The following is a 10,922-nucleotide window of genomic DNA, read 5'->3' as shown; positions in this document are numbered from 1 at the left end:
GCCCGTACATCGTCTATGCCCACGAGCGCGAGGCGCTGCCGCGGGTCGGCACGGCCTGAGCGCTGCGAGTGGTAGCCGGGGCCCGCCCGCGGTGATCCGCCGGCGGGCCTTTTTGCTGCTGCGCCGGCCGGGGTCAAGCTGCCGCCGCAGCAGGGCTTATAATGTAAGCCTTGCAGACTTGAAAGCGGGCATGGACGCCACCACATGACAGACTGCGGTCGCGCGGCGATTGCGTCCTGATCCCAGCGAGGTTGCGCCATGCCGGCACCCAATGAACTCCATGCTCCCGTTCTCCCGCTGCGCGACGTCGTGGTGTACCCGCACATGGCCATCCCGCTGTTCGTGGGGCGGCCGAAGTCCATCAAGGCCCTGGAACTGGCGATGCAGAGCGACAAGCAGATCCTGCTGGTCGCCCAGAAAACCGCCGAGGTGGATGATCCGGCGCAGAAGGACCTGCACGAGGTCGGGACCCTGTCGAGCATCCTGCAGCTGCTGAAGCTGCCGGATGGGACGGTCAAGGTACTGGTCGAGGGCGCGCAGCGCGCGCGCATCCTGAATCTCGCCGAACAGAACGGCTGCCTGCTGGCCGAGTGCGCGCCGCTGGCGCAGGATGAACGCGGCGGCGACCCGGAGCTGGACGCGCTGATGCGGTCGACGCTGTCCCTGTTCGAGCAATACATCAAGATGAACAAGAAGATCCCGGCCGAGCTGTTGCCGTCGCTGGCCAGCATGGACTCGCCCGGGCGGTTGGCCGACACCATCGCCGCGCACTTGGCGTTGCGCCTCGACCAGAAGCAGCAGGTGCTGGAGCTGGAGGACGTCAAGGAACGGCTCGAGCACGTACTGGCGCTGATCGAGGGCGAGATCGAGGTGCTGCAGATCGAGAAGAAAATCCGCGGTCGCGTCAAGCAGCAGATGGAGAAGAGCCAGCGCGAGTACTACCTCAACGAGCAGATGAAGGCCATCCAGAAGGAACTGGGCGAGATGGAGGACGGCCCCAACGAGCTCGAGGAGCTGGGCAAGAAAATCGAGAAAGCCGGCATGCCCAAGGAGGTCCGGGCCAAGGCCAATGCCGAGCTGAACAAGCTCAAGATGATGTCGCCTATGTCGGCCGAAGCCACCGTCGTGCGCAACTATCTGGACTGGCTGATCGGCATGCCGTGGAAGAAGCGGACCAAGAGCCAGATCGACCTCGAACAAGCCGAGAAGGTGCTGGACGAAGATCACTACGGGCTCGAGCAGGTCAAGGAGCGCATCGTCGAATATCTGGCGGTGCAGCAGCGGGCCAAGAAGGTGAAAGGGCCGATCCTGTGTCTGGTTGGCCCGCCCGGTGTCGGCAAGACTTCCCTGGGACGTTCGATCGCACGCGCGGTCAACCGCAAGTACGTGCGCATGAGCCTGGGCGGCGTGCGTGACGAGGCCGAGATCCGCGGCCATCGCCGCACCTATATCGGCTCGATGCCAGGCAAGATCCTGCAGAACATGCACAAGGTCGGCGTGCGCAACCCGCTGTTCCTGCTCGACGAAATCGACAAGATGTCGAGCGACTTCCGCGGCGACCCGGCCTCGGCCATGCTCGAGGTGCTGGACCCGGAGCAGAACTTCAGCTTCAACGACCATTACCTGGAGGTCGATTTCGACCTGTCGGACGTGATGTTCGTCTGCACCGCCAATACACTGAACATCCCGCCGCCGCTGCTCGACCGCATGGAAGTGATCCGGCTGCCCGGCTACACCGAGGACGAGAAAGTACACATCGCCGAGCAGTACTTGCTGCCCAAGAAGATGGAGGACAACGGTCTGCGCAAGGGCGAACTGACCGTGTCCGAAGCCGCCATCCGCGACATCATCCGCCACTACACGCGCGAGGCCGGGGTGCGCGCGCTGGAGCGCGACATCAGCAAGATCTGCCGCAAAGTGGTCAAGGAGCTGGTCAAGAAGCCGGTCGACAAGACCGTGCACGTGACCCAGCGCAGCCTGGAGAAATATCTGGGCGTGCCCAAGTTTCGCTATGGCCGCGCCGAGGAGAAGGACCAGGTCGGCCGCGTCACCGGGCTGGCCTGGACCGAGGTCGGCGGCGAGCTGTTGACCATCGAGACCGCGGTGGTGACGGGCAAGGGCAAGCTGATCCACACCGGCAGCCTGGGCGACGTCATGCGCGAGTCCATCCAGGCGGCGCTGACCGTGGTGCGCAGCCGTGCGCAGAAGCTCGGCATCGACCCCGATTTTTCGCAGAAGACCGATATCCACGTGCACGTGCCCGAGGGCGCCACGCCCAAGGACGGTCCCTCGGCCGGCATCGGCATGTGCACTGCACTGGTCTCGGCGCTGACCGAGATCCCGGTGCGTGCCGATGTGGCCATGACCGGCGAGATCACGCTGCGTGGCGACGTGCTGCCGATCGGCGGACTCAAGGAGAAACTGCTGGCGGCGCACCGCGGTGGCATCCACACCGTGCTGATCCCGGACGAGAACGTGAAGGACCTGGCCGAGATCCCGGACAAGATCAAGAGCAAGCTCGAGATCAAGCCGGTCAAGCGTATCGACGAGGTTCTGGAGCTCGCGTTGCAGCGCCTGCCCGAGCCACGCACCACCGCCGTGCCGGTGGTGGTCGAACCAGCCACGCAGCCGGACGAGGGGCCGGGCAGTGCACGCCCACACTGAGCATCCGCCGCGTGCTTGGCAAGGCATGGCGGGCGCAGTAAACTACCCCGCCTTTTCAAGCGCTGCGCGATTCATTGAGTGAGTGCGGTCACGGGTGCCTGCGCCTGGCTGCGCAAGCGCATGGAGAGGGTGCTTAGCTCAGCTGGTAGAGCGTCGCCCTTACAAGGCGAATGTCGGCGGTTCGATCCCGTCAGCACCCACCAGACTGCGGAGCGGTAGTTCAGTCGGTTAGAATACCGGCCTGTCACGCCGGGGGTCGCGGGTTCGAGTCCCGTCCGCTCCGCCATATTTGCATTAGACTGGAACGCGGCGCCTTTCACGGGGCGCCGCTTTTTTGTTTCCGGGGAACCGCATGCTGCAGAACATACGCGAACGCGCCACCGGGCCCATCGCCTGGGTCGTCATCGGCCTGTTGATCGTGGGGTTCTCGCTATGGGGCATCGAGAGCTACTTCACCACGCCACCGAACCCGAAGCTGGCCGAGGTCGGCGGGGTGGAAATCACCCGCGCCGAGCTGCAGCGCGCCTACGACCAGCGCTACCAGCGCCTGCAGGCATTGCTCGGGGAGAACTTCCGCCATGACATGATCGACCCGGCGGCGTTCCGCCGCGGGGTGCTGGATGAGCTGGTGCAGGCCGCGTTGCTGGAGCAGTACGTTGCCAGCCAGCGCTACAGCGTCAGCGACACCCAGGTACTGGAGTACATCAAGAGTATCCCGGCCTTCCAGGTGGACGGCAGCTTTTCGCCGGAGGCCTACCGTGCGGCGCTGGCGCGCGAGGGGTTGCGGGCCAGCGCCTTCGAGAACGACGTGCGCAGCTCGCTGCAGGTCGAGCAGATGCGCTCGGGCCTGCTGGAGAGCGCGATCGTCACCGCCAAGGACGTGGAAACCCTGTGGCGGCTCGAGCGCCAGCAGCGCGAGGCCACGCTGCTGGTCTTCGACGTGACACGCTATCTCGGCGCAACCAGCGCCGATGAGGCCGCGGTCGCCGCGCGCTACGAGCGCGACAAGGCCGCCTACATGACACCCGAGCGGTTGCGCGTCGACTACCTTGAGCTGGATCGCAGTAAACTGGCGCCGGCCGGCGCGCCCGAGACGGAACTGCTGCGCGCCTTGTACGAAGCCGAGAAAGCCTCGCGCTTCTCGCGCCCCGAGCAGCGCCAGGCGCGCCATATCCTGGTGCAGGTGAACGAGCAGACCAGCGATGCCCAGGCCCGGGAAAAAGCCGAGGCGCTGCGGGCGCAATTGGACAAAGGCGCGGATTTCGCCGCGCTGGCGCAACAGCATTCCGACGATCCCGGTTCCAAGGCGCGCGGAGGACTGCTCGATCCGGTCACGCGCGGCACGCTCGACCCGGCCTTCGAGCAAGCCCTGTTCGGGCTCAAGCCAGGTGAGACCAGCGCGCCGGTGCGAACGGCCTTCGGCTGGCACCTAATCCGCGCCGAGCGCATCGAGCCGGAGCAGGTCAAGCCCTTCACCGACCCGGCGGTGCGCGCGGAAGTGCTGGCACTGTACCGCGAGCGCGAGATCGACGAGCGCTACCGGCAGATGGCCGAGAAACTGGATGAGCTGTCGTTCGAGCATCCCGATTCCCTCCAGCCCGTGGCCCAGGCGCTCGGGCTGCCGGTCCAGTCGAGCGACTGGCTGACGCGCAACGGCGGGCCTGGCATCGGCGCCGTGCCCGAGGTCATCGAGACTGCCTTCTCCGACGCCGTGCTGAAAGACAAGGTGAACAGCGCACCGGTGAAGGCCGGCGCCAACCGGCTCATCGTGCTGCGGGTCGCGACATACGAACCGGCGCGCCAGCGCCCGCTGGCCGAGGTACGCGGCGAGATCGCCGAGCAGTTGCGCCAGGAGAGCGCCCGCGCCCGCGCCCAGGCCGAAGGCGAGAAGGCCCTGGCGGCGCTACGCCAGGGCCGCCCGCTGGCGGAGGTAGCGTCGGCCGTGGGCCTAGCGCCGCGTGCGCTGGGCTTCGTGGGCCGGCGTGACGCCAACCTGCCGCCCGCCGCGCAGGCCGAGCTGTTCCGGATGCCGCGGCCGGCGGCCGGACAGGCCAGCTACAGTGGCATCGCGCTGCCCGATGGCGGCTATGCGGTGCTAGTGCTGACGGCGGTGCAGGACGGCAATGTGGCCACCATGAACGCCGAGGACCGCGAAGCGCAGGTCCAGGCGCTCAGCGGGCGGCTGGCCGGTAGCGAGTTCGCTGCCTTCAAGCGCGCCCTGGAACAGGACATCAAGGTCAAGATCAACGAGAGTCAGCTTTAGTCCTGAACAGGCGCGACGCGATGAAGATGCACTGGCAGATTCTCATCGCGCTCGCCCTGGCGGTTGCCGCCGGCGCGGCCAGCGGCCCCGGCGGCTCTTGGCTGCCGGCATTCGACTTCGTCGGGCGGCTGTTTCTCAACGCCCTGTTCATGCTGATCGTGCCGCTGGTGGTGTGCGCCATCATCAATGGCCTGTCCGGGAGCAGCGGCGCCCGGCACCTGGGGCGCATCGGGCTGCGCACGCTCGCCTATTACGCCGGCACCGGCCTGCTGGCCATCCTGACCGGCCTGCTGATGGTGAACTGGCTCAGGCCCGGCATCGTCGACGGGGCGCCGGCCGGCCCGCGGCTGGGGCTGGCGGAAGATACCGGGCAGCTGTTGCAGCGCCTGCAGGGCTATGACGCGGGCGACATGCTCGGTGTGCTGCAGCAGCTGTTCCCGCCCAACCTGATTGCCGCCGCCAGCGAAGGCAATATCGTCGGACTGATCGTCTTCAGCCTGCTGTTCGGGTTCTTCGTCAACCGCCTGCCGGAGGACTTGGCCGGGAGCCAGCGGCGCTTCTGGCAGGGCGCCTACGAGGTGATGAGCCGGATCACGCGGCTGGTGATGCGTTTTGCGCCGGTCGGGGTATTCGCGCTGGTGGCGGCCGTGGTGGCGCGCACCGGCTGGGAGGCCCTGCGGCCGCTGGCGCTGTTCTTCGCCGCCGTGCTGCTGGGTTTGCTGGCGCACGCGCTGGTGACGCTGCCGCTGGTGCTGCGGCTGGTGGCGCGCGTGTCACCACTGCAGCACTACCGCGCCATGAGCCCGGCGTTGCTGACCGCGTTCTCGACCAGTTCGTCGGCGGCGACGCTGCCGGTGACGATCGACTGCGTCGAGCGCCGTGCCGGGGTATCCAAGCGCGTCACCGGCTTCGTGCTGCCGATCGGTGCCAACGTCAACACCGACGGCACGGCCCTGTACGAGTGCGCCGCGGCCCTGTTCATCGCCCAGGCCTACGGGCTGGAACTGGGCCTGGCCGGGCAGTTCGTGGTGGTGATGATCGCGCTGCTGACGGGCTTCGGCATGGCCGGCATCCCTTCGGCCAGCCTGGTGGCGATCGGCGTGATCCTGACGGCGGTCGGGTTGCCGCTGGAGGGCGTCGGCCTGATCCTGGCGGTGGACCGGTTGCTGGACATGTGTCGCACCGCGGTCAACGTCCTCGGCGACGGCTGCGCGGCGGTGGTGGTGGGGCGGTTGGAAGGCGAGGCGGGAATTCTTGCGAAGCCAGTCAGTTAAAGACGCCTTTAAACCAGTCGCCGCCAAACGCCGGCTTCGCTTCGCGAATGGCTCGCCTCACCGCCGCTTGGTTCGCCTGTTCGTCGTGGCGCGGGCTGACATTGAGTCAGTCCGCGAGCGCCCCGACTCACTGTCTCGTCTCGCGCTGCGCGGCGCGCTACGCGCCCCGGCCTGGGCCCCAACCCCAGGCGTTCGCGCGGTGGCGCTTGCCACTGGCAAGCGCCAAAGGTCCCCGCGCTCACCCAGTTCGGCTGCGCTTGATTTCGCTGCGCCAAGCCGCCGTATCGGCGCCTTGCCCGGTTGTGAAATCAGCCCTCCGCGCTGCCGCCCGTTGGCTGCTCCAGCGCCGCCATGCCCATGATGTTGTAGCCGGCATCCACGTACAGGATCTCGCCGGTGATGCCGGAGGCCAGGTCCGAGCACAGGAAGGCGGCGGCGTTGCCGACTTCCTCGATGGTGACGTTGCGCTTGAGCGGTGCGACCTGCTCGGCGCTCGACAGCATGCTGCGGAAGCCCTTGATGCCGGCTGCCGCCAGGGTCTTGATCGGCCCGGCCGAGATGGCATTGACACGGATAGCCTTCGGTCCCAGGTCGTAGGCCATGAAGCGCACGCTGGCCTCGAGGCTGGCCTTGGCTGGGCCCATGACGTTGTACATCGGGATGGCCTTCTCGGCGCCGAGGTAGGTCAGGGTCAGCAGCGCGGCGTTCGCGCGCAGCATGGGCAGCGCGGCCTTGGCCAGGGCCGCGAAGCTGTAGGCACTGATGTCGTGGGCGATGCGGAAGCCCTCGCGCGTGACGCTTTCCAGGAAGCCGCCCTGCAACTGCTCGCGCGGCGCATAGCCGATCGAGTGCACCAGCACGTCGAAGCCGTCCCAGTGGGTGCGCAGCGCCGTGAACAATGCCTCGATCTGAGCGTCCTCGGCGACGTCGCAGGGCAGCACGATCGACGAGCCCATGCCGGCCGCGAATTCCTCGACGCGCGGCTTGAGTTTGTCGCCCTGGTAGGTGAAGGCCAGCTCGGCGCCCTCACGGTGCATGGCCTGGGCGATGCCGTAGGCGATGGAGCGGTTACTGGCGACGCCGGTGACGAGCGCGCGCTTGCCGTTCATGAATCCCATGCGTGCAGTGCTCCGCAGCGAGTGGTTCAGGTATCGGTGGTTCTGGGGCCGCTGCGAATGACCAGCGTGCGCCCGGGCTGCAGGGTAGCGGAAGGCGACAGATTGTTCCAGCGCACCAGATCGGTCACCCGTACCCCATGCTGCTGTGCGATGCGCCACAGTGAATCACCCGGACGGATAACGTAAGTGATGCTGGCCGGCGCCGTCCTGCGGGAGGCCAGTTCTGGCACCGGCAGCTCGTGCGCCGGCGCGCGCGGAATGCGCAGCGTGGTGCCGGCCATCACGACCTGCCCGGAGAGATTGTTCACTTCCTGCAGCAGCGCGGTTTGCACGCCGTAACGGCGCGCGATGGAGGACAGGCTGTCGCCCTCCTGGGTGACGTACTGGTGCCAGCTGACCAGGCTGTCGGGGGGTAGTGTCGCCAGCGCCTGGCGCAGGCGCTCGCCCCTACCCTGTGGCACCAGAAGCCGATGAGGCCCCTGTGGGTCGGTGGCCCAGCGGCCGTAGCCGGGGTTCAGGCGATACAGGTCCTTTGGATCCAGGTCGATCAGCCCGGCCACGCGTTCGAGCTCCACCTGTCCGGGCAGATCGACCATCTCGAAGCGCGGTTCGTCGGTCATCGGGGGCAGCGTGTACCCATAGTGCTCCGGCCGGTCGAGCAGTTCGGCCAGCGCCAGCAGGCGTGGGACGTAGCCGCGGGTCTCGGTCGGCAAGGATATCGACCAGAAATCCTCCGGCAGACCGCGAGCACGGTTGTTCTGCAAGGCCTGCTGGACGCGGCCCTCGCCGCTGTTGTAAGCGGCCAGCGCCAGCAGCCAGTCGCCGAACATGCCATGCAGGTATTCCAGGTAATCCAGCGCAGCGCGTGTGGATTCGGTCACGTCGCGGCGTCCGTCGTACCACCAGTTGCGGCGCAGGCCGAAGCGCTCGGCGGTGCCGGGCAGGAACTGCCACAGCCCGACGGCATGGCTGGGCGAATAGGCATAGGGATCGTAGGCGCTCTCGATCGCGGGCAGCAGCGCGATCTCGACTGGCATGCCGCGCGCCTCGACCTCCCGGACCACATGCCACAGGTACAGCTGGCCGCGCTCCAGCGTGGCGTCGAGGTGGTTGCGTCCCGCTGCCATGCGGCGCGCGGTATCCCGCACTTCGAGGCGGTCGCGGGGTAGGCTCAAACCACCGCGCAGCCGTGCCCACAGGTCGCCGGCCGCGGGCGGCTGCGACAGCGCCACCGGTGGCCCTTCCGCAAAGGGCGCGCCGGTCAGCGGCTCGTCGCGCGGCAGGATCAGCTCCGGCGGCGGGCTGAGCGCGTAGTTGTCGGCCGGGGTTTCCACCACCTCCAGAGTCCCGGTGGCCGGGATGCGGGGGCCCGTGCTGACGCCGGAACAGCCGAGCAGGGCCAGCGCGGACAGCGCAACGATCCCCCGGGCTGGATACAGGCCGCGCATGCTCAGACCGCGGCGCTGGCGAGGTTAAACTGGTCTTTCCAGGCGCGCAGCGCGGCGAAGACCTCGATGTCACCGCTCAGGGTACGCCCAGCGTGGCGGCTCGCCGCCTGCGCCACCGCTGGCAGGGCGCAGCGCAGGAAGGGGTTGATGCGGTGCTCGCGGCCGATGGTGGAGGGCAGGCTGGGCTGTGCGTGCGCACGGACGCGGCGGACTTCCGCGAGATGCGTGTGCGCGTCGGCGTTGCCCGGTTCTACGGTGAGGGCGAAGACCAGGTTGGCCTCGGTGTACTCGTGGCCGCAATAAACCCGCGTATGCTCCGGCAGGCACGCCAGACGCTGCAGCGAGCGGTGCATCATCTCGGCTGTGCCCTCGAACAGCCGCCCGCAGCCGGCGCTGAACAGCGTGTCGCCGCAGAACAGGGCCCCTTCACCGTGCAACGCGATGTGGCCGAGGGTGTGGCCGGGGATGGCGATGACCTCAAAATCGGCCTGCAGACAGTCCACACGCACACGCTGGCCCTCTTCCAGCGGGTGCGACAGCGCGGTGATCGGCTGACGCTCGTGCGCCGGGCCATAGACCGGCACCGGCCAGCGCTGGCGCAGGCCGTGGATACCCTGGGTATGATCCCAATGATGATGCGTCACCAGAATGGCCCCCAGTGTCAGCCCCTGCGTGTCCAACCAGTGCAGCACGGGCTGTGCGTCGCCCGGATCCACCACCACGGCCTCGTGGCGGTCGTCTCGTCGCAGGGCCCAGATATAATTGTCTTTTAGGGCTGGAATCGCCGAGACGGAAAACATGAGCCGGCATGATGACACCCCCCCTCGGACAGCGTCAATGCGCCATGCCGTCCGGGTCTGACGCAGGATGCATGCCATGAGCCCGGCACTGCGGTCCGAGTCCGAGCGTCTCGCGGAATGGCTGAATTCCGCAGGCGGCGCGCACTTCGTAGCATTGGAGCGCAGCCAGATCAGCGCCGCCTTGCCCGGACTGGTGGGCCATCGCCTGCTGCAGATCGGGCGTTGGGGGCTGGACGACTCTCTGTACCAGGCCAGCCCCATGCTGCAGCACTGGGTGGTGGGCGTAGGCCCAGAGCAGGGCGTACATCTGCGCTGCGACGGCCGCAGTCTGCCGATCGCCAGTCGCAGCGTGGATGCCGTGCTCATGCCGCACAGCCTGGAGCGTGTACCCTCGCCGCACCGGCTGCTGCGCGAGGTGGATCGCGTCCTGTGTGCGCACGGCCAGGTGATCGTGTGCGGGTTCAATCCCTGGGGGCTGTGGGCCACCGGCCAGCGTCTGCACTGGACCCAGCCGCGTTACCCGCTCGAACGCCGTTTCTACACGCTCAACCGGGTGCGCGACTGGCTGGAGCTGCTGGATTTCGAGGTGGTCGAGGTGCGCTGTTTCGGTCTGCATTTCCCGCGCCTGCAGCATACGCGCGGGCCGGAGCCATTGCGGCGGCTACTCAGCCTGCTGAGCCAGGCCTATCAGATCCAGGCACGCAAACGCGTGGTGCCGCTGACGCCGGTGCGGTTGCGCTGGCCGCGGCCGGCCGTGGTGACGCCGAGCGCGATACCCGAGGCGCGCGTGCATCGTGTGCGCTGACCCTATCCGAATGAAACAGGTGGTCATACACACCGACGGTGCTTGTCGCGGTAACCCCGGCCCGGGCGGCTGGGGCGCACTGCTGCACTGCAACGGTCGCGACAAGGCGCTCAAGGGCGGCGAGCGTCTGACCACCAACAACCGCATGGAGCTGACGGCGGCCATCATGGCGCTGGAGGCGCTCACCGAACCCTGTCGTGTGGAACTGGTGACCGATTCCGAATATCTGCGCCAGGGCATCACCGTCTGGCTGGCGCGCTGGAAGCGCAACGGCTGGAAAACCGCGGACCGCAAGCCGGTCAAGAACGCCGATCTCTGGCAACGCCTGGAGACGGTGGTGGCACGCCACGAGGTGAAATGGCACTGGGTCCGGGGCCACAGCGGACATGACGGCAACGAGGCGGCCGACCGCTTGGCCAACGAAGCGATTGATGAAATGCTGAAGAAGGGACAGGATGAACAGGATTCGCAGGATTAACAGGGTGAAGAGATTCTTGTTGTAAAAAAGTTTCTTGCAGCCTGTGAGTCTTGTTTATCCTGTTATCCTGTC

General features: G+C 67.3%; 8 protein-coding genes and 2 tRNA genes. 7 read left to right on the top strand and 3 right to left on the bottom strand.

Annotated elements, in window-relative coordinates:
- Positions 1-258 precede the first annotated feature (258 nt).
- From lon to VNJ47_03010, 5 genes are all read left to right on the top strand, one after another.
- Positions 259-2,664, top strand: coding sequence for an endopeptidase La (lon, locus tag VNJ47_03030; protein HXG27804.1), 2,406 nt, complete (start codon positions 259-261; stop codon positions 2,662-2,664).
- A 127-nt stretch (positions 2,665-2,791) separates the two neighbouring features.
- Positions 2,792-2,867 (top strand) — tRNA-Val (locus VNJ47_03025).
- A 6-nt stretch (positions 2,868-2,873) separates the two neighbouring features.
- Positions 2,874-2,950: transfer RNA gene (locus VNJ47_03020), tRNA-Asp, on the top strand.
- Positions 2,951-3,016: 66 nt separating this feature from the next.
- Complete coding sequence (locus VNJ47_03015; GenBank protein HXG27803.1) at positions 3,017-4,927, top strand: SurA N-terminal domain-containing protein; 1,911 nt, start codon at positions 3,017-3,019, stop codon at positions 4,925-4,927.
- Between the two features lie 20 nt (positions 4,928-4,947).
- Positions 4,948-6,201 (top strand): dicarboxylate/amino acid:cation symporter, encoded by a 1,254-nt coding sequence (locus VNJ47_03010; GenBank protein ID HXG27802.1) that lies wholly within the window; start codon positions 4,948-4,950, stop codon positions 6,199-6,201.
- A 308-nt stretch (positions 6,202-6,509) separates the two neighbouring features.
- On the opposite strand, the gene VNJ47_03005 is transcribed toward VNJ47_03010, so the two are convergent.
- From VNJ47_03005 to gloB, 3 genes are read right to left on the bottom strand one after another with little or no spacing between them, the layout of a single operon-like run.
- The gene (locus tag VNJ47_03005) at positions 6,510-7,319 is read right to left on the bottom strand and encodes an enoyl-ACP reductase (protein HXG27801.1); all 810 of its coding nucleotides are present in this window, start codon (positions 7,317-7,319) and stop codon (positions 6,510-6,512) included.
- 26 nt (positions 7,320-7,345) lie between these two features.
- Positions 7,346-8,767 carry a LysM peptidoglycan-binding domain-containing protein gene (locus VNJ47_03000; GenBank protein ID HXG27800.1) on the bottom strand — a complete coding sequence of 474 codons (1,422 nt, stop codon included), beginning with the start codon at positions 8,765-8,767 and terminating at the stop codon, positions 7,346-7,348.
- Between the two features lie 2 nt (positions 8,768-8,769).
- Complete coding sequence (gene gloB / locus VNJ47_02995) at positions 8,770-9,567, bottom strand: hydroxyacylglutathione hydrolase (protein HXG27799.1); 798 nt, start codon at positions 9,565-9,567, stop codon at positions 8,770-8,772.
- A gap of 76 nt (positions 9,568-9,643) precedes the next feature.
- Between gloB and VNJ47_02990 the strand changes: the two genes are divergently transcribed.
- Positions 9,644-10,372: a methyltransferase domain-containing protein gene (locus VNJ47_02990; protein HXG27798.1), complete on the top strand. Its 729-nt coding sequence runs from the start codon at positions 9,644-9,646 to the stop codon at positions 10,370-10,372.
- A gap of 10 nt (positions 10,373-10,382) precedes the next feature.
- Positions 10,383-10,850, top strand: a complete 468-nt coding sequence (rnhA, locus tag VNJ47_02985; protein HXG27797.1) for a ribonuclease HI — start codon at positions 10,383-10,385, stop codon at positions 10,848-10,850.
- Positions 10,851-10,922 lie beyond the last annotated feature (72 nt).

The organism is Nevskiales bacterium (assembly GCA_035574475.1).
Lineage (GTDB): Bacteria > Pseudomonadota > Gammaproteobacteria > Nevskiales > DATLYR01 > DATLYR01.
Note: the sequence above shows the minus strand (reverse complement) of the source record. Positions and strands in the feature narration are given on the sequence as shown.

What these genes read in the sequence shown, in the direction of transcription:
- gloB (HXG27799.1), bottom strand. Translation starts at nt 9,567, where the DNA reads ATGTTTTCCGTCTCGGCGATTCCAGCCCTAAAAGACAATTATATCTGG.
- VNJ47_03010 (HXG27802.1), top strand. Translation starts at nt 4,948, where the DNA reads ATGAAGATGCACTGGCAGATTCTCATCGCGCTCGCCCTGGCGGTTGCC.
- VNJ47_03000 (HXG27800.1), bottom strand. Translation starts at nt 8,767, where the DNA reads ATGCGCGGCCTGTATCCAGCCCGGGGGATCGTTGCGCTGTCCGCGCTG.
- VNJ47_03015 (HXG27803.1), top strand. Translation starts at nt 3,017, where the DNA reads ATGCTGCAGAACATACGCGAACGCGCCACCGGGCCCATCGCCTGGGTC.
- lon (HXG27804.1), top strand. Translation starts at nt 259, where the DNA reads ATGCCGGCACCCAATGAACTCCATGCTCCCGTTCTCCCGCTGCGCGAC.
- VNJ47_03005 (HXG27801.1), bottom strand. Translation starts at nt 7,319, where the DNA reads ATGGGATTCATGAACGGCAAGCGCGCGCTCGTCACCGGCGTCGCCAGT.
- rnhA (HXG27797.1), top strand. Translation starts at nt 10,383, where the DNA reads ATGAAACAGGTGGTCATACACACCGACGGTGCTTGTCGCGGTAACCCC.
- VNJ47_02990 (HXG27798.1), top strand. Translation starts at nt 9,644, where the DNA reads ATGAGCCCGGCACTGCGGTCCGAGTCCGAGCGTCTCGCGGAATGGCTG.